General features: G+C 38.8%; 16 protein-coding genes. 14 read left to right on the top strand and 2 right to left on the bottom strand.

Features of this window, described 5'->3' with window-relative positions:
- The first annotated feature begins 3 nt into the window (after positions 1–3).
- The 5 genes from QM859_RS06425 (at position 4) to QM859_RS06405 (ending at position 4,753) form a co-directional block, all read left to right on the top strand.
- Positions 4–1,419: a Y-family DNA polymerase gene (locus QM859_RS06425; RefSeq protein WP_414262498.1), complete on the top strand. Its 1,416-nt coding sequence runs from the start codon at positions 4–6 to the stop codon at positions 1,417–1,419.
- Positions 1,416–1,778, top strand: coding sequence for a hypothetical protein (locus QM859_RS06420; protein ID WP_414262496.1), 363 nt, complete (start codon positions 1,416–1,418; stop codon positions 1,776–1,778). Before QM859_RS06425 ends, QM859_RS06420 begins: the two co-directional genes overlap by 4 nt.
- A complete protein-coding gene (locus tag QM859_RS06415; protein ID WP_414262495.1) occupies positions 1,771–2,061 on the top strand; it encodes a DUF5960 family protein in 291 nt (96 codons plus the stop codon). The genes QM859_RS06420 and QM859_RS06415 overlap by 8 nt, the downstream gene beginning before the upstream one ends.
- A 251-nt stretch (positions 2,062–2,312) precedes the next feature.
- The gene (gene glmS / locus QM859_RS06410; RefSeq protein ID WP_414262494.1) at positions 2,313–4,121 is read left to right on the top strand and encodes a glutamine--fructose-6-phosphate transaminase (isomerizing); all 1,809 of its coding nucleotides are present in this window, start codon (positions 2,313–2,315) and stop codon (positions 4,119–4,121) included.
- 104 nt (positions 4,122–4,225) lie between these two features.
- A complete protein-coding gene (locus QM859_RS06405) occupies positions 4,226–4,753 on the top strand; it encodes a hypothetical protein (RefSeq protein WP_414262493.1) in 528 nt (175 codons plus the stop codon).
- A 76-nt stretch (positions 4,754–4,829) separates the two neighbouring features.
- Here the strand turns inward: QM859_RS06405 and QM859_RS06400 are convergent, their stop codons facing one another.
- Together QM859_RS06400 and QM859_RS06395 are read right to left on the bottom strand one after the other, a co-directional pair.
- Positions 4,830–6,305 (bottom strand): M protein trans-acting positive regulator PRD domain-containing protein, encoded by a 1,476-nt coding sequence (locus QM859_RS06400; protein ID WP_414262492.1) that lies wholly within the window; start codon positions 6,303–6,305, stop codon positions 4,830–4,832.
- 157 nt (positions 6,306–6,462) lie between these two features.
- On the bottom strand, positions 6,463–7,947 hold the full coding sequence (locus tag QM859_RS06395; RefSeq protein WP_414262491.1) for a DUF1846 domain-containing protein: 1,485 nt from the start codon (positions 7,945–7,947) through the stop codon (positions 6,463–6,465).
- Positions 7,948–8,097: 150 nt separating this feature from the next.
- Between QM859_RS06395 and QM859_RS06390 the strand changes: the two genes are divergently transcribed.
- The 9 genes from QM859_RS06390 to QM859_RS06350 all read left to right on the top strand — a co-directional run bounded on the left by QM859_RS06390 (position 8,098) and on the right by QM859_RS06350 (position 19,923).
- Positions 8,098–9,708, top strand: coding sequence for a glycoside hydrolase family 13 protein (locus QM859_RS06390; RefSeq protein WP_414262490.1), 1,611 nt, complete (start codon positions 8,098–8,100; stop codon positions 9,706–9,708).
- Between the two features lie 168 nt (positions 9,709–9,876).
- On the top strand, positions 9,877–11,844 hold the full coding sequence (locus tag QM859_RS06385; protein WP_414262489.1) for a peptide ABC transporter substrate-binding protein: 1,968 nt from the start codon (positions 9,877–9,879) through the stop codon (positions 11,842–11,844).
- 161 nt (positions 11,845–12,005) lie between these two features.
- On the top strand, positions 12,006–13,964 hold the full coding sequence (locus QM859_RS06380) for a peptide ABC transporter substrate-binding protein (protein ID WP_414262488.1): 1,959 nt from the start codon (positions 12,006–12,008) through the stop codon (positions 13,962–13,964).
- Between the two features lie 195 nt (positions 13,965–14,159).
- Positions 14,160–15,608, top strand: coding sequence for an LCP family glycopolymer transferase CpsA (gene cpsA, locus QM859_RS06375; RefSeq protein ID WP_414262487.1), 1,449 nt, complete (start codon positions 14,160–14,162; stop codon positions 15,606–15,608).
- 1 nt (position 15,609) lies between these two features.
- Positions 15,610–16,341, top strand: coding sequence for a capsular polysaccharide biosynthesis protein Cps4B (gene cps4B, locus QM859_RS06370; RefSeq protein ID WP_414262486.1), 732 nt, complete (start codon positions 15,610–15,612; stop codon positions 16,339–16,341).
- 8 nt (positions 16,342–16,349) lie between these two features.
- Positions 16,350–17,042 carry a CspC family polysaccharide chain length determinant protein gene (locus QM859_RS06365; RefSeq protein WP_414262485.1) on the top strand — a complete coding sequence of 231 codons (693 nt, stop codon included), beginning with the start codon at positions 16,350–16,352 and terminating at the stop codon, positions 17,040–17,042.
- Between the two features lie 10 nt (positions 17,043–17,052).
- Positions 17,053–17,745, top strand: a complete 693-nt coding sequence (locus QM859_RS06360; RefSeq protein WP_414262484.1) for a tyrosine-protein kinase — start codon at positions 17,053–17,055, stop codon at positions 17,743–17,745.
- A gap of 17 nt (positions 17,746–17,762) precedes the next feature.
- Positions 17,763–19,133, top strand: a complete 1,371-nt coding sequence (locus QM859_RS06355) for a sugar transferase (protein ID WP_414262482.1) — start codon at positions 17,763–17,765, stop codon at positions 19,131–19,133.
- 4 nt (positions 19,134–19,137) lie between these two features.
- The gene (locus tag QM859_RS06350; RefSeq protein ID WP_414262718.1) at positions 19,138–19,923 is read left to right on the top strand and encodes a LicD family protein; all 786 of its coding nucleotides are present in this window, start codon (positions 19,138–19,140) and stop codon (positions 19,921–19,923) included.
- Positions 19,924–19,941 lie beyond the last annotated feature (18 nt).

Genomic DNA, 19,941 nt, shown 5'->3' with positions numbered 1-19,941 from the left:
GCTATGGGCTACTTTGATTATTCCAGAGAGCCCAAAAGTGATATTGCCTTTGTTGATATGAAGTCCTTTTATGCCAGTGTTGAGTGTGTAGAAAGAGGACTCCATCCCCTTAAAACCTCCCTTTGTGTCATGAGTCGTGCGGATAATTCTGTTGGGCTTATTCTTGCCTCCTCACCTATGTTCAAAAAGGTCTTTGGCAAAGCAAATGTCGGTCGTGCCTATGACCTCCCCTTTGATATCAAGACACGTAAATTTTCCTACTACAATGCCAAGAAACAAGGCTTACGGACAGACCCGGACTATGTGAAATTTATCGAAGATTGGGCTCGGGTGACCGTCATTGTCCCTCCTCGGATGGATAAGTATATCGCAGTCAACATGGAAATTCAGCGCATTTTCCAGAATTATGGCAGTCCAGATGATATTTATCCTTATTCAATTGATGAAGGCTTTATTGACCTAACCAGTTCGCTCAATTATTTTGTCCCGGACCAGCAGATTTCTCGTAAAGATAAGCTGGACATGCTTTCGGCTCGTATCCAGAGAGATATCTGGCGGCAGACCGGGATTTACTCAACAGTCGGTATGTCGAATGCCAATCCTCTGCTTGCTAAGTTGTCCTTGGATAATGAAGCCAAGCACACACCGACTATGCGAGCCAATTGGTCTTACCAGGATGTGGAAGACAAGGTATGGTCCATTCCAAATATGACCGACTTTTGGGGGATTGGGCATCGGATGGAGAAGCGCTTGAATAGTTTGGAAATCTATTCGATTAAGGAATTAGCCAATAGCAATCCTGATGTCCTGAAGAAGGAGCTTGGCCAAGCTGGACTTCGCTTGTGGTTCCATGCCAATGGAATTGATGAGAGTAATGTTCATACACCCTATAAAGCCAAATCTCATGGCTTGGGCAATTCACAAATTTTACCGAGAGACTACGTTAAGCAGCGAGATATCGAAATTATCCTTCGAGAGATGGCTGAACAGGTGGCTATCAGGCTTCGACGGGCCAGAAAGAAGACGACAGTTGTGTCTATTCATCTTGGTTTTTCTAAGCAGGAACAAAAACGCTCCATCCATACCCAGATGAAGGTGGAGCCGACCAATAATACCGGTCTTTTAGTCAGTTATGTACTGAGATTATTCCATAGCAAATATACTTCTGGAGCCGTCAGAAGTGTTGCCGTTAGTTATTCAGGATTTGTGGATGAATCCTTTGCGATGATTTCCCTTTTTGATGATGTTGATAATGTAGAAAAAGAAGAAAGGCTCCAGACTGCCATTGATTCGATTCGAGAGCAATTCGGCTTTACTTCCCTTTTGAAGGCGACTGCCTTAGAGGATGCATCGAGAAGTATTGCCAGAAGTAAGCTGATCGGAGGGCACTCTGCTGGAGGATTAGATGGACTAAAATGATTGATCGCTCTTATTTGCCCTTCCAATCCGCGAGGGATTATCAGGATCCAGGCATGCAGAAGTGGATGGGCTTTTTTCTATCGGAGCATACCAGTTCACTCAGTGCAGAAAAAAATCGTGTCGATTTATCGACAGATTTGAATCCAGTCGAGAAGTTGTTGCTACTTTCCCAGCTCTACGTTGGGCGACTAAAAGGCTCTTTTATGGTCAAGGAGAAAAATCATAAAAGCACGATATTGGGTGAAGTAAGAGAATTATCTCCTCAAGAAATCTCTGTTAAAACGGATGAGGGTTATAGATTGATAAGGGTAGATGATATTCTCGCAATCCAACTTTGTCAGGAGGAAGTTGATGACTAGAAAAGAGTTGTATGAAAATAAATTGCAGATGGACTATTTCTCGGATGACTATATCCGCTTTGAGGAAGATTTTCAAAAATACTCTGCCATGAATGTACCCTTGACTTTTTTGGTTGACGACATCCTACGAACCATGGCTATTAACCAAAAGGACTACTTTGTCTTAAACAAGGAAAATGCCAAGGATGGTAGGGAGCATCGGTTTTATTTTAGGGTGAAGATGGAAAAAGATTGTCCACACACTCGAACCTATGCCTATCTTGGGCTGGGGCGAAATCATTAGTAAAAATTCTTATCTTAGATATATTTGTTGCAATAATAACACTGCAAATAATTATAATTTCCAGCCGTTCAAGAGCTATTTCTTGAATGGTTTTTTGTTTGGAGTTTAAAAACAATTGAGCTATACCAATTTTTATTCTTGACAAGTAAAAGAAACAAGTATATACTGTTTTCACTGATTCTAAAAACAGAAAATCAGACTATACCAATTTCGATAAGGAGAAAGCGCAGCTTGCCTGTGTCGTATATACTATGTGTGGAATTGTTGGTGTTGTTGGAAACACAAATGCAACTGATATTTTGATTCAAGGACTTGAAAAACTCGAATACCGTGGTTACGATTCGGCTGGAATTTTTGTTCTAGGTGGTGCTGAAAGCCATTTGGTTAAGGCTGTTGGTCGTATCGCAGAATTGTCTGCTAAGACAGCTGGGGTTGAGGGGACAACTGGTATCGGACATACTCGTTGGGCCACTCACGGAAAACCAACAGAAGATAACGCTCACCCACATCGCTCTGAGACAGGACGTTTTGTCTTGGTCCACAATGGGGTGATCGAAAACTATCTTGAAATTAAGGAAGAATACCTTGCAGGACATCATTTCAAGGGACAAACAGATACAGAAATCGCTGTTCACTTGATTGGGAAATTTGCAGAAGAAGACGGCTTGTCAGTACTTGAAGCCTTCAAAAAAGCTCTTCACATCATCCGTGGTTCTTATGCTTTTGCCTTGATTGACTCTGAAAATCCAGATGTCATCTATGTAGCGAAAAACAAATCACCACTCTTGATTGGTCTTGGAGAAGGCTATAACATGGTCTGCTCAGACGCCATGGCCATGATTCGTGAGACTAACCAATACATGGAAATCCATGACCAAGAGTTGGTCATCGTGAAAGCTGATAGCGTCGAAGTACAAGACTATGATGGAAATCGCCGTGAGCGTGCTAGCTACACTGCTGAACTTGATTTGTCTGATATCGGTAAGGGAACTTACCCTTACTACATGCTTAAGGAAATCGATGAGCAACCAACGGTGATGCGTAAGTTGATCCAAGCTTATACAGATGAGGCTGGTCAAGTAGTGGTAGACCCAGCTATCATCAAGGCTGTTCAAGATGCAGACCGTATCTACATCCTTGCAGCTGGAACTTCTTACCACGCAGGATTTGCTTCTAAAAAGATGCTAGAAGAATTGACAGATACGCCAGTTGAACTTGGAATCTCTTCTGAGTGGGGCTATGGGATGCCACTTCTCAGCAAGAAACCGCTTTTCATCTTTATCAGTCAGTCTGGTGAAACAGCTGATAGCCGTCAGGTTTTGGTTAAGGCTAATGAAATGGGAATCCCAAGCTTGACAGTGACAAATGTTCCAGGATCAACTCTGTCACGTGAAGCCAACCATACTATGTTACTTCATGCAGGTCCTGAAATTGCTGTAGCTTCAACCAAGGCATATACTGCGCAAATCGCAGCCCTTGCCTTCCTTGCAAAAGCGGTTGGTGAAGCAAATGGCAATGAAAAAGCCCAAGCTTTCGATTTGGTTCATGAGTTGTCTATCGTGGCTCAGTCTATCGAGTCAACCCTTTCAGAAAAAGAATTGATTGATGCCAAGGTTCGTGACCTTCTTGAAACAACACGCAATGCCTTTTACATCGGGCGTGGGCAAGATTACTATGTAGCCATGGAAGCCAGTCTCAAACTCAAAGAGATTTCTTATATCCAGTGTGAAGGTTTTGCGGCTGGAGAACTCAAGCACGGAACGATCGCCTTGATTGAAGAAGGAACACCAGTTTTAGCTCTCTTGTCAGACCCAGTTCTTGCCAACCACACTCGTGGAAATATCCAGGAAGTGGCAGCGCGTGGCGCTAAGGTCCTTACCATTGCAGAAGAAAATGTTGCTAAAGATACAGACGATATCGTCCTTACAACGGTCCACCCTTACCTCTCACCAATCTCAATGGTCGTACCAACGCAACTAGTCGCTTACTTTGCAACCCTTCACCGTGGATTCGATGTGGACAAACCACGGAACCTTGCTAAGTCTGTAACGGTAGAATAAGGAAGTCCTGTTACTGAATTCCAACATTTCTTGTCAACCTATAAAAATCTTGTTATACTATAGAAAAGTAGTTAATAGTGAAGTATAAGGAGATTGGAGCGGAAATGAAAAAGGGGAAAATTTCATCTATCATAGGACTCTTGTTTGCAAGCTCGTTTTTGATTCGGACTGTAGTGATTCATCAAATGAGAGCTTCAAAGAAACAAGAGAGTGAAAAGATTGCTGCAGTTCAGAAATTTATCAAATCTCAAGAACAGGCAGAATCAGAAAAACAAAAAGGTTTTTATACGGATATCCTTAGAAATGGATCAGGAACTTCTGAACCAGGACCTAGCTATGACAAAACCATATTTGTGAATCAACAATACGATATTGGTGTTCGAGACGGAGCTTATTATCTACTGACACTCAGTAGCAACAAAGAAGTCTTGCTAGAGGGGGTCGACGATGCCTATGCCTTGTCTGTTAAGAATGAAGATAAAAACAAACAAGAAGTTGCTATGGTTGTTCATAAAGATGGAGCTTGGCATATTATAAACGAAGAAGGGGAAATTACGAAAACCCTTGACCGACAATATATAACAGCCCATACCAAGCTTGTGGTTAAGAATCAAACACTTGATTTTGAATGATGTGATTGGCTCATGATTTTTTAGAAAAACAGAGATTCATAAAAACCTCCTAGATTTTTCTAGGAGGTTTTTAAAATTATAAATCTTGCATGGAAATCTTATTGAGTTCGTTAACAACTTGCAGGATAGATAGTCGACTAATGTTCATGATTCGCTTATTATCGATTTCTTTAATATCAAAATTAGTGATAATAGCGTCATAGTCACTTTGCCTAATTTCTTCGATATTTAGGGTTTCTTTATCCCAAGTTTCATACTGGATGTTATTTGAAGTATGGAATTCGTAGAGAGATATCAAGAATTCTGGATGAGCAAAGTCATACTCACTAAGAACTAAGACTTTGACTTTCTTTTTATGTTCAAATAATTGATCTGTAAGCCCCTCTGCGTGAGTAAACAGGGTGTAGATCAGGTGAGAAAGAGCAGGTATCTTCTCCTTTTGTCCCATAATATTCTTATAGCGCATCATTTCAAAGACTGTTGCTTCATAAAAATTAGGGAAGAATTTTTTAATCTTTCCAAGTGTATAGTCTTTATTTTGTGAAATGATCGATTCGGAGTTGATTTCTCTTCGCTCGAGTAAGGCAGTATTGTGCAAGTTCCAAATTAAAGTATCCGTATTTGAAAATTGAACACTAAATCTTCGAGTTAAGTTGTCCAGAATATCTCGTGCAGCATGATAGGACAAATTAACTTTTTCGTCAGATTGACGAGCAGCTAGAAAGTCTTCGACTGTGAAGAAGAGGCTAGGTTCAGCAAATGGACTGAAGATTTGATAGAGATTTTCCGGATTGATATCAATGTTAAGTCCTTGGGCCAATTCTTGTAACTGATGCTGAAAATCGGGTAGTTGGTCGAAAATAGGATTTAACCAGGAAATGTTTTGTTTTGATAACTGAACGAAATATCCTCTCTTCATTCGGTGCAAATCGACTGTAGCCTGCGTTCTGATTTGGTAAAGATTTTGATATTTTGCAGGGAATTTCGCCAAATTGATGAAGAAAGAGACAAAATCATTTATATTTTCTTCCTTAACCTCCTCAAAGGGCCAGTCCAGAAAATTATAAGCTTCGTGGAAAAATTGGGAGAAGAAAAATCGAATATCTTTTTCATTTCCAATAATAGAGATTGGGGTTACCTTGAGCTTAAAGCGGTAAGTTCCATCAAGTGTCTTATTGATATCCGCAATTTTCTTTCTCAAAGAAGGAAGGGAAATATCCAGAGATTCGGCAAGATGCTCATAGGTAAAGGGGCTGTCCAAAAGGAAAAATGCTTTTAAAATTTGAAAATATTCAGACGTCTGTAAAAAATATTGGTAAATTCGCTCGATGCCATTATTTTTCGTATTCACCATCATAATCCCCGCAGTTGAGTGTCGAATATCAAAATCAGGAAAGATTTCACGTAATTCTTTGATATCACTTTTAATGATGCGAGCATTGTGTCCAATGGTTTTAGATAAATCATCTAGGTAAATCCAATCAGGATTTTCAAACAAATATTCTAAAATCTTTAATTGCCTTTGCCCTTTTTGACTGAGTAATTCTCTCATTTTTAATAAACTCCCGAAGTAATGTTAGAATAATTAGAAAAGAAGATAATTGGAGATTGTCAGAATTCTAGCATAAAAGAAAGTCACCCCTTAAGAGAGATTCGAAGTCTATCGAAGAGGGGTGATACTTGATAAGAAGTTCTTACTAGTCTTCAATCTACTTACGATATAAACGGTCGTATTGGTAGTAGGGATCAAAGGTTACGTTAATTCCCAATTTACGGAGAACATTCTTGTCTTCATCTGTTAAGATAATCGTAGAATGAGCTTCGCTTCCCTTGAGGTTTCCGAGTTCTTTCATAGCGCGGTCTGCATCAGGATTCTGCATAGCTGTGATTGCAAGAGCGATAAGAATCTCGTTAGAATGAAGACGTGGATTGCGACTACCTAAGTGATTGATTTTCAAACCTTGGATTGGTTTCACCACTTCTGGTTCAATTAATTTTGTTTCGGTATCGATGTTCGCTGACTTCTTGATAGCATTGATCACGGCAGCTGCTGTTGGACCGAAGAGTTCCGAGTTCTTACCAGTGACAATTTCACCAGAAGGTAACTCAAGTGCTAGAGCAGGCCCGTCTGTTTCTTCAGCTTTTTGTCGAGCGGCAACAGCAACCTTACGGTCGGCTGGCGTGATGCCGAGATCATTCATAAGAAGTTCGATTTTCTTGACAGCAGACTCAGCAACTTTTTCAGCCTTGAAGTCGAGAACTGTTTGGTAGTAGCGACGGATAATCTCTTGTTTCGATGCTTCAATTGCAGCATCGTTATCAGTGATTGCAAAACCAACCATATTTACACCCATGTCAGTTGGAGATGCATAAGGAGATTCGCCCAAGATACGTTCGAGCATACGCTTGAGGACAGGGAAAATCTCGATATCACGATTATAGTTGACGGTAGTTTCTCCGTAAGTTTGGAGATGGAATGGGTCAATCATATTGACATCGTCAAGGTCTGCTGTAGCAGCTTCATAAGCCAAGTTGACAGGATGATGAAGTGGAAGATTCCAAACTGGGAAGGTTTCAAATTTGGCATAGCCAGACTTGATACCGTTGATTTGGTCGTGGTACATGTTAGACATACAAGTTGCCAACTTACCTGAACCAGGCCCAGGAGCAGTCACAACAATCAAGTTACGACTAGTTTTGATATAGTCGTTTTTCCCCATACCTTCAGGAGAGATGATGTGATCCATATCTGTCGGATATCCCTTGATTGGGTAGTGGAGATAAGAGTCAATCCCATTTTTAGCTAATTGATTACGGAAGGCATCAGCAGCGGGTTGACCAGCATATTGAGTAATGACAACTGAACCAACAAAGATACCGAGTTCATTGAATTTATCGATCAAACGAAGCACTTCTTGGTCATAAGAAATGCCCAAGTCTCCACGAGCTTTTGAGTGCTCGATATTGCTAGCGTTAATAGCGATAACAACCTCAACTTGCTCCTTCAATTCTTGTAAGAGTTTGATTTTATTATCTGGTTCATATCCAGGAAGTACACGGGCAGCGTGGAAATCTTCTAGCATTTTGCCACCAAACTCCAAGTAGAGTTTGCCGTCAAATTGGTTGATGCGTTCCAAGATATGGTCGCGTTGCAGATTCAAATATTGTTCAGAACTAAAAGCTTGTTTTTTCATTTTTTTACCTCTGACTTCTATTATATAAAAAAAATAGAAGATAAGAAACTAGAGAGTCACAAAAGTAAGAAAAAAAGATAAAGCAAACGCTTGCATAAACGAGGAAAAAAGTCTATGATGGAGTAAAGTGAATTTAAAAGAGGTGAAAATATGCAAGAAAAATGGTGGCATAATGCAGTTGTCTATCAAGTCTACCCTAAAAGCTTCAAGGATAGTAATGGAGATGGGATTGGTGATTTACCAGGAATTACTAGCAAGTTAGACTACCTAGCTAAGCTAGGAATTACGGCAATTTGGCTTTCTCCAGTTTATGATAGCCCTATGGATGACAATGGTTATGATATTGCCAATTATCAAGACATCGCTTCTATCTTTGGAACTATGGAAGACATGGACCAGTTGATTGCTGAAGCCAAAAAACGAGATATTCGAATCATCATGGACTTGGTTGTCAATCATACATCCGATGAGCATGCTTGGTTTATTGAAGCGCGTGAAAATCCTCAAAGTCCCGAACGTGACTACTATATTTGGCGAGATAAACCCAATGATTTAACCTCTACTTTTAGTGGTTCTGCATGGGAACATGATGAAAAATCTGGTCAATACTATCTACACTTTTTCAGTAAGAAACAACCAGACCTCAATTGGGAAAACGAAGAGCTCCGCCATAAAATCTATGAGATGATGAATTTCTGGATTGATAAAGGGATTGGTGGATTCCGTATGGACGTTATTGACATGATTGGGAAGATACCTGACCAGAAGGTTGTCAACAATGGTCCCATGCTTCATCCCTACCTCAAGGAAATGAATCAGGCTACTTTCGGTGGCAAAGACCTTTTGACAGTAGGGGAAACTTGGGGAGCAAATCCAGAAGAGGCCAAGAAATATTCGAATCCAGAAGGTCAAGAGTTGTCTATGGTCTTCCAATTTGAACATATCTGTCTTCAGTATCAGGAAGGACAACCTAAGTGGCACTACCAAAAAGAGCTAAATGTAGGGAAATTAAAAGAGATTTTCAACAAGTGGCAGACAGAGTTAGGAGTTGAGGATGGCTGGAATTCCCTTTTCTGGAATAACCATGACCTTCCACGAATCGTCTCTATCTGGGGAAATGACCGAGAATACCGCGAAAAATCTGCTAAAGCGTATGCAATCTTGCTTCATCTCATGAGAGGAACACCTTACATTTATCAAGGCGAAGAAATTGGCATGACCAATTTCCCATTTGAAAGCTTGGACCAAGTAGAAGATATTGAATCTATCAACTATGCCAAAGAAGCGCTAGAACAAGGTGTACCGCTAGAGCAAATCATGGATAGCATTCGTGTGATTGGGCGTGACAATGCGCGTACCCCAATGCAGTGGGATACTACAGACTACGCTGGCTTTTCAAGCTCGAAACCATGGTTAGGAGTCAATCCAAACTATGCGAAGATTAATGTAGAAGAGGCTTTAGCAAATCCAAATTCTATCTTCTATACTTATCAAAAATTAGTTCAGATTCGCAAAGAAAACAGCTGGCTAGTTCAAGCTGACTTTGAATTATTAGAAACGGCTGAGAAAGTCTTTGCCTATATTCGCAAGGATGGGGAACGCCGTTTCCTAGTAGTAGCTAACCTCTCAAATCAAGAACAAGAATTTCACTTTAATGGGGTTCTCAAATCAATCTTGGTTGCTAACACCGAGGTTCAAGAAAATCTCAAGCAACTAACACTAGCTCCTTGGGATGCATTCTGTGTCGAATTGGCCAATTAAACCTAAAAAACTCAAGTATCCAAGATGCTTGAGTTTTTTCTAAAATAAGTGTATAAATTTCTTAAAAAAATATAATTTTGAATTTTCTAAAAAATACCCTTAAAACCCTTGCTTTTATAAAAAAATAGGGTATAATGGTGAAAAATAGTATTTTAAAGGAGAATACCGATGAAATCGAAAAAGTTGCTCGCAGTAGCAGGGATAACGATGAGTGCAGCTCTTCTTTTAGCGGCTTGTGGAAAGACAGAGAAAAAAGCAGATGCTCCTACAACATTTTCATACGTATATGCCATCGATCCATCAACATTGGACTATAGCGTTACTAGTAAAAGTTCAACATCGGACGTCATTGCTAACTTGGTCGACGGACTCTTGGAAAATGACAAATACGGAAACTTGATTCCATCTCTTGCTGAAGACTGGTCGGTTTCAAAAGACGGTTTGACCTATACCTACAAACTACGTAAAGGTGTCAAATGGTATACTTCTGAAGGTGAGGAGTACGCCGAGGTCAAGGCTCAAGACTTTGTGACTGGTTTGAAGCATGCTGCTGATGGTAAGTCAGATGGCTTAAGTCTGATCCAAGATTCTATCAAAGGTTTAGCAGAATATGTCAGTGGGGAAAGCAATGACTTTTCAACAGTTGGAGTTAAAGCAATTGACGACTACACTGTTCAATACACCTTGAACCAGCCAGAAAGCTTCTGGAATTCTAAGGTAACAACAGCGACTATGCTTCCAGTTAATGAAGAATTCCTGAATTCTCAAGGTAAAGATTATGGTGCAGCAACACCTTCAGGGATTCTCTATAATGGACCATATATTTTGAAGAACTTCACTTCAAAATCAGTAATCGAGTACGAAAAAAATCCAAATTATTGGGATAAAGACAATGTTAAGATTGACCACGTCAAACTTACTTTCTACGATGGATCTGACCAAGAATCATTGATTCGTAGTTTCTCATCAGGAGCTTATACAACAGCTCGTCTCTTCCCAACAAGTTCAAACTTTGATTCAACTAAGCAAGAATACGGGGATAAGATTGTCTATAGTCCACAAGAAGCGACCAGCTATTACTTTACTTTCAACGTGAATCGTCAGTCTTACAATAAAACAGCAAAGACAGATGAAGCACAAAAGACTTCTACAAAAGAAGCTCTTCTCAATAAAAACTTCCGCCAGGCAATCAACTTTGCTCTTGACCGTCATTCTTACTCTGCTCAGATGAATGGTGAAGAAGGAGCGGACAAGATTATCCGTACCAGTCTTGTACCTTATGACTATGTTCAGGTCGGTGAAAAGACCTTTGGTGAATTGGCTCAAGAGCAACTGGTAACATACGGAGACCAGTGGAAAGATGTAGCTTTGACAGATGGTAAAGACACTATTTACAATCCAACAAAAGCAAAAGCTGCCTTTGAAAAAGCAAAATCAGAATTGCAAGCTAAAGGTGTAACCTTCCCAATCCATTTGGATATTCCAGTTGAACAGACAGATGTCATTGCTGTTCAACAAACCAACTCCCTCAAACAATCTGTCGAAGCAGCGCTTGGGACTGAAAATGTTGTCATCGATGTGCTTCAAATGACAGATAATGAGAAAATGAGTATTACTTCTCAAGCTAAGGTTCCTTCTCAAAAAGACTATGACTTGAATGGAACTGGTTGGGGACCAGACTATCAAGATCCAGCTACCTATCTAAATATCTTGGATGCTAAGAAGGGTTCTGCCCTTAAACACTTGGGTATCACAAAAGGTAAAGATCCAGAAGTCATGGCTCAAGTTGGACTTGATGAGTACAAGAAACTCTTGGATGACGCAGCATCAGAAACAACCGACCTTAACAAACGCTATGAAAAATATGCTAAAGCACAGGCTTGGGTATCTGATAGCTCACTCCTCATCCCTGTAGCATCTTCAGGAGGTTCTCCTACAGTTAGTCGTACAGTACCATTTTCGAAAGCCTACTCTCAAGTTGGTATCAAGGGAGATCCGTTTGTATTTAAAGGTTTAGAGTTGCAAAATGATATTGTAACCACTAAAGAATACGAAGAAGCTCTTAAGAAATGGCAAAAAGAGAAACTTGAAACAAACGCTAAATATCAAAAAGAGTTAGCGAACCACGTTAAATAATCTTAAACAATGATGAAAGAAATCTTGATTTTATGCGGGATTTCTTTCTTTTTTTCGTCTTAGTGACGAGGTGCAAAAAATTAAATAACTTTACTTTTGGGGTGAAATTTGATAAAATAGACATATGTCATAAAACCTAACATTTAAGGAGAAAATGAATCATGAAACTCAAAAAACGACTGATTGGAGCGGGGTTGACGCTTGCCGCGGCGGTCTTATTGACAGCGTGTGGGAAGTCAGCATCAGATGTTAAAACCTACTCGTCAACATTTGGTGCCGACCCGACAACCTTCAACTACCTGTTGGACTACTCTGGTGATAATACCGCTGTTGTAACCAACTTGGTAGATGGTTTGCTTGAAAATGACAATTATGGAAATCTCATTCCTGCTCTTGCAGAAGATTGGAGTGTTTCAAAGGATGACTTGACTTACACTTATAAACTTCGTCAAGATGCAAAATGGTTCACTGCTGACGGGGAAGAGTATGCCCAAATTAAAGCACAAGATTTCGTTACAGGTATCAAGTATGCAGCTGATAACAAGAGTCAAGCTCTCGATTTGATTCAGAACTCAATCAAGGGATTAGATGATTATGTGACAGGCGCAAATACTGACTTTTCAAATGTTGGAGTTAAGGCTCTAGATGATTACACTGTCCAATATACTTTGACACGTCCAGAACCATTCTGGAACTCTAAGACTACCAATAGTATCTTGTTCCCAGTCAATGAAGAGTTCTTAACTTCTAAAGGTAAAGAATTTGGGGAATTAAAACCAGATGGTATTCTTTATAGCGGTCCATATCTGTTAAAAGAATTTACATCAAAATCATCTCTTGAGTACATGAAGAACCCACATTACTACGACCAAGAAAAAGTAACGATTGAAAAAGTTAAATTGGCTTATGTTGATGGTTCTGACCAAGATATGACTATCCGCAATTTCGAAAGCGGAGCCTACTCATCTGCCGGTGTCTACCCAAATAGTTCAAACTTTGCTAAGACAAAGGAAAAGTACAAGGACAACATCGTCTATAGCCTGCAGGATGCGACATCTTGGTACTATAACTTTAACGTCAACCGCGGTGCTTATAACCATACTGCAAAAACAAGTGATGAGCAAAAACAAGCAACTCAAGCTGCAGTTTTGAATAAAAATTTCCGTCAAGCGATCAACTTTGCCATTGACCGTACAGCTTATTCGGCTCAGTCTAATGGAGAAGAAGCAGCTAAAAACACTCTTCGTAACTCGCTTGTACCACCAACTTTCGTGCAAGTAGGTGACAAGACTTTTGGTGAGACAGTTTCATCTAAGTTGGTAAACTATGGTACACAATGGTCAAATATGAATCTTGAAGATGCTCAAGACGGTTATTTCAATAAAGAAAAAGCACAAGCGAAGTTTGCAGAAGCTAAAAAAGAATTGGAAGCACAAGGTGTGAGCTTCCCAATTCATTTGGACTTGCCTGTAGACCAGGTTAACAAGACCTTGCTTTCTGGAACAAACTCAATCAAACAATCAATCGAATCAACGCTCGGTTCTGAAAATGTAGTGGTTGATGTTATCCAATTGTCAACAGATGATTATACAAATGCAACAGTTCAAGCACCAACTCCTGCAGATCATGACTATGATTTGAACTTGGATGGATGGTCAGCTGACTACCAAGATCCTTCAACTTACCTCAATCCTTTCAATGCTGAGGATGGATTCTATCTCAAGATTTTAGGACTTGATCCAAGTAAGGACACAGCTAAGATTACAAATATCGGATTGGACCAATATACTAAAAAATTGAAAGCGGCAGATGCAGAAAATACAAACGTAGCCAAACGTTATGAAAATTATGCAGATGCACAAGCTTGGCTGATTGATAGTTCGCTGTTGCTCCCTGTAAATTCAAACGGTGGTGGAGCTTCAGTAACACGTGTGACACCATTTACACGAGCTTACTCACTTGTCGGAATCAAAGGTACTGGAAGTAACTATAAGTACATGAAATTGCAAACAGAAGTGGTAACAACTGCTCAATTTGACGAAGCTAAAGCCAAATGGGAACAAGAACGTAAAAACTCAGTCGAAAAGAGTCAAAAAGAATTCGAAAGTCACGTTAAATAATAAAAAAATAGAGCTTTTAAATAGCTCTATTTTTTATTATATTTGTATTTTGGAAACACAAAAAGCAATAAAAACTATAGTAAATATAAAAAACGAAAACACTTCCCAAAAGCGAGCGCTTTCTTGATTGGTGTTGATGGTCTTGAGAGGCGATTTATGATATAATTAAACTAAAATGTTTTGAAGAGGTATTCCATGAAAAATAGACGCATAAAAAAAAGTAAATCTAGTAAATTTCAGCAGAGCTTAAACATAGGTTTGTTGCTAATCTATGCTGTTCTAGCTTCTTTTTTATTGTTTTTGATTTTTAAATATCAGATTTTAGCGGTCAGCTATTTTAATATTATCTTGGCAGTGGTTTTAGTTCTTATCGCGTTATTGTCTCTGTTGCTGATAGTAAATCGAAAAGCTAAAATTTTTACCTTGATAATACTGCTAGTCTCAGTCTTATTTAGTTCGGTAGCATTAGTAGCTGTCAATCGATTTGTAGGGCTCGCCAATCAATTTAATGCAACTTCAAATTATTCAAGCTACTCTATGAGTGTGGCAGTGCTAGCAGACAGTGAGATTAATAACGTTTCTCAACTTTCTAGTGTAACTGCTCCAACAGGAACAGATGCTGAGAATATTCAAAAATTGATAGATGACATTAAAACAACTCAAAGCAAGGAATTGACAGTTGAGGAAGCTTCTTCTTATCTAGCATCCTATAAGAGTTTGATAAATGGAGAAACCAAAGCGATTGTCTTGAATAGTGTTTTTGAAAATCTAATTGAACAGGAATATCCTGACCATGCTAAAAAGATTAAGAAAATCTATACCAAGGACTTGACCAAGAAAGTGGAAGCGCCTAAGGTAGCTACAGGAAATTCTTTCAATGTCTACATCAGCGGGATTGATACCTATGGTCCTATCAGTTCTGTTTCACGCTCAGATGTCAATATCATCATGACAGTGAATCAAGATACTAAGAAGATTCTTTTGACGACAACTCCTCGAGATGCCTACGTTCCTATCGCAGATGGCGGGAATAACCAAAACGATAAGTTGACACATGCGGGTATCTATGGTGTAGATGCTTCTATCCATACCTTAGAAAATCTTTATGGTATCGACTTAAACTACTATGCTCGTCTCAATTTCACCTCTTTCTTGAAGTTGATTGATCTTCTCGGCGGTGTTGATGTTTATAACGACCAAGAATTTACATCGCGTCATGGACAATACCATTTTCCAGTCGGAAATGTTCATTTGGATTCTGAGCAAGCTTTGGGATTTGTTCGTGAACGCTATTCGCTTGCTAATGGTGACGGGGATCGTGGTCGTAACCAACAAAAAGTTATTGCGGCGATTATCCAGAAATTAACCTCGGCAGAATCTTTGAAAAACTATGACAGTATTATTCAAAGTTTGCAGGATTCGATTCAAACCAATATGCCGCCAGAAACAATGGTTAGTCTTGTCAATACTCAGTTGGCAAGTGGTGGGAAATATACCGTTACCAATCAAGATTTGAAAGGGACTGGACGTATGGATCTTCCATCTTACGCTATGCCAGATAGCAATCTTTACATGTTGGAAATCGATCCAACAAACTTGGAGACTGTTAAGGCGGCCATTAAAGATACCATGGAAGGAAACTAAGATGATTGATATTCATTCACATATTGTTTTCGATGTTGACGATGGACCTAAAAATAAAGCTGAGAGCAAGGCCCTCCTTGAGGAAGCTTACGCACAAGGTGCTCGGACTATCGTTTCAACTTCTCATCGACGAAAGGGAATGTTTGAGACACCAGAAGATAAAATTGCTACTAATTTTAAGATCGTTCAGGAACTAGCCAAGGAGATAGCTCCTGACTTAACAGTTTTATATGGTGCTGAGATATATTTTACTAGCGACATTCTAGATAAATTAGAAAATCATATTATCCCGAAACTAAATGACACACGCTATGCTTTAATTGAATTTAGTATGAATACACCTTATCGAGAGATTCATAGTGCCTTGTCAAAAGTTCTCATGTTAGGTGTAACACCTGTGATTGCTCATATTGAACGTTATCATGCTTTGGAAAATGATGAAAAAAGAGTGAGAGAGCTCATCAATATGGGATGCTATACGCAAATAAACAGTTCAAGTGTTCTAAAACCGAAACTATTTGGGGATACTTATAAGTTTATGAAGAAACGTGCTCGCTATTTTTTAGATAGAGATTTAGTTCATGTTGTTGCGAGTGATATGCATAATTTGGATGATAGACGACCTCATATGAGAGAAGCTTATGATTTGATAAGTAGAAAATATGGCAAAGAAAAAGCTCAAGAGCTTTTTGAAACAAATCCTTCAAAAATTATAAAAGATGAAATTATATAGGAGAAACGATGAAAGAACAAGACAAAATCGAAATTGATGTAGTGCAAATGCTAAAAGTTTTATGGAAACGCAAATTGATAATAGCGTTGGCAGCAATTGTCACAGGTGCGCTTGCTTTTGGATATAGTTCATTTGTAGTTAAACCTCAATTTACAAGTACCACACGTATCTATGTGGTCAATCGTAACCAAGGAGATAAACCTGGTCTGACTAATCAAGATTTGCAAGCTGGTTCTTACTTGGTAAAAGACTACCGTGAAATTATTCTTTCTCAAGATGTTTTAGAAAAAGTAGTAGCTGATCAAGGGTTGAGTTTTGATGCAAAATCCCTCGCTAAAAAAGTTCAAGTAACGGTTCCAGCAGATACTCGTATAGTGTCAATTTCAGTAAGAGATGGGAATCCTGAAGAAGCTAGTCGAATAGCAAATGCTCTTAGAGAAGTGGCCGCTCAAAAAATTATCTCTGTTACGAAAGTATCTGACGTAACTACTTTAGAAGAAGCTCGCCCTGCTCTATCACCATCCTCTCCAAACATTCGTCGCAATACAATCTTTGGTGTTGGTATAGGAGCAAGTATTGTCATTCTATTAGCTCTATTGGTTGAACTATTGGATGACCGTGTAAAACGTCCAGAGGATATTGAAGAAGTAATGCATCTCTCACTTTTGGGAGTTATTCCAAATCTAGAGAAATTAAAGTAAGGGAGTAAACATGGCAAAGTTAGAATTATCAGAACAACGATTAAACTCTGTAAAAAAAGCTGAGGAGTATTATAACGCATTACGGACCAATATCCAGTTGAGTGGAGATGGTCTCAAAGTGATTGCTATTTCTTCAGTTCGACCTGGAGAAGGGAAATCAACCACTTCAACCAATATAGCTTGGGCTTTCGCGCGTGCAGGCTATAAGACGCTCCTTATTGATGCCGATATTCGAAATTCGGTAATGTCAGGTGTCTTTAAGTCTCGAGAAAGAATTACAGGTTTGACAGACTACTTATCAGGAACCAAAGATCTATCTCATGGGTTGTGTGAAACAAGCGTAGAAAACTTGTTTGTCATTCAATCAGGGGCTGTTTCACCAAACCCGACTGCCCTGCTTCAAAGTGACAAATTTGAAGCAATGATTGAGACTTTACGCAAATACTTTGACTATATCATTGTGGATACGGCCCCTATCGGAGTTGTCATTGATGCAGCGATTATTGTACAAAAATGCGACGCCTCTATCCTGGTGACTGAAGCTTCCGCAACAAAACGGAGAGAAGTTCAAAAAGCTAAGACCCAATTAGAACAAACTGGGACACCATTCCTTGGTGTTATTCTGAATAAGTTCGATATTCATCTTGAAAAGTATGGCACATATGGTGGTTACGGGAGCTATGGTGCTTACGGTCAAAAATAAGTTTAGGGAGTAAATATATGGAAGGAAGGGGTTTCTATAACGTAACTCTAGCGTTTTTGCAGAGTATACTGGTTAGTGTATTAGCTTATATACTAATTTCTGTAACAGAAACAAAGATTGTTGCAAAAACTGTTTTTGTCCTTTATTTTCTTCACTTTGCTGCCTTCTACATCAGTAGTTATGGGAAGGATTTTTTCAAACGAAGCCAATCGGTCGAATTGATAGAGACAATAAAATACATTATCTTTTTTGCTTTGTTAATTAGTTTCTCTAGTTTCTTTTTAAAAGACCAATTTGTGATTTCGAGAAGAGGAATGATTTACTTCCTTTCATTATATGGGATTTCCAACTACATTCTCAGCTTTGTTATAAAAAAATATTGGGTACAATTTAACCATAATTTAAAAGGAAGTCGTAAAATTCTTTTGATAACTGCGGCAACACGTACTGAGAAAGTAATTGATCGTCTCTTGACTGCTAATGATGTTTTTGGAAAGCTTGTAGCAGTGAGTGTCTTAGATGATCCAAATTTTAAACATGATAAAGTTACGATTGTTCCACATGAACATCTCATTCATTATGCAACTCACGAAGTAGTGGATGAGGTTTTCGTGAATTTGCCAAGTGAGGATTATGACATTGGTAGCATTATTTCTCAATTTGAAACGATGGGAATTGATGTTACTGTTAATCTAAATGCCTTTGATAAGAATTTAGGTAGAAACAAACAAATCCATGAGATGGCTGGTTTGAATGTAGTAACTTTCTCTACAAATTTATATAAACCTAGTCATATCATTGCTAAGAGAATCATTGATATTCTTGGTGCTATTGTAGGACTAATTATATTTGGTCTTGTAAGTATAGTCCTTGTGCCAATGATTCGAAAAGATGGTGGACCAGCAATCTTCTCTCAAACCCGAGTTGGTAAAAATGGTCGCTATTTCACATTTTATAAATTCCGTTCCATGAGGGTAGATGCAGAAGAAATCAAGCAGCAATTGATGGATCAGAATACCATGCAGGGTGGGATGTTTAAGATGGACAATGACCCTCGAGTTACAGAAATTGGTCGCTTTATACGTAAAACTAGTATTGACGAGTTACCCCAGTTTTGGAATGTACTGATTGGGGACATGAGCCTAGTTGGAACTCGTCCTCCAACAGTGGATGAGTATGAAAAGTATACTCCTGAGCAGAAACGTCGATTGAGTTTTAAACCAGGCATTACTGGGCTATGGCAAATTAGTGGTCGAAGTGGAATTACCAATTTTGACGATGTTGTCAAACTAGATGTAGCTTATATCGATGATTGGACAATTTGGAAAGATTTCGAAATTTTATTAAAAACAATAAAAGTAGTGTTGATGAGAGATGGAGCAAAGTGATTCTATGGATAAAGTGAGAGAGATTCAATTAGGAGAGTTAACTCTTTTAGAAAGTTATATTGATCTTTGTAAAAGACATAATTTGCGTTATTACGCCTTAGGTGGTACATTACTAGGTGCCATTCGTCATAAAGGATTTATCCCATGGGATGATGATATGGATTTAGGAATGCCTAGAAAAGATTATGAAAAATTCTTGTCAATCTGTGAGAAAGAACTTCCTGAAAGTGTTATTTTAAGACTTCACGATGATAATCTAGGTAATACTTCGATTATGGATACTTCAGTCCAAATTCAATTTGGTAATGAATGGTGTAGTCCCTTTATTGATATCTTTCCCTTAGATGGTTATCCAGAAGATGGTTTTCACTACTGGTTGCATACGAATAAAATAAAATTGTATCGTGCCTTGTCTAAAATTTCTGTCATCGATCGTTTGCATGAAAGAGATAGAGGCTCGTTCGAAAATGCAATTGTGAAAGTTTCCAAAGCCTTAAAATTAAATAAGCTCTTAAACACTTCAAAAATTAATAAAAAATTACAAAATATCATTAAACAATATGATTACGAGACTAGTACCATGGTTGGAAATGTCTTAGGTTCTTACCGCGAGCGAGAACTCGCAAGAAAAGAAGTGTTCGGGGAACCGCAATTACTAGAGTTTGAAAACTTACAAATTAGTTGTCATGCAAATCCTGATGAATATTTGACAAAAATATATGGTGATTACATGCAACTACCAAAAGAAGCTGAACGGAAGGGTCATTTTGAGTCTACGTGGGGAGATTAAATTGAATAGTTTTGATTT

This window comes from Streptococcus infantis (genome assembly GCF_047463175.1).
Taxonomy (GTDB): Bacteria; Bacillota; Bacilli; order Lactobacillales; family Streptococcaceae; genus Streptococcus; species Streptococcus infantis_AC.
This window is presented reverse-complemented; position numbering and strand designations above follow the sequence as displayed.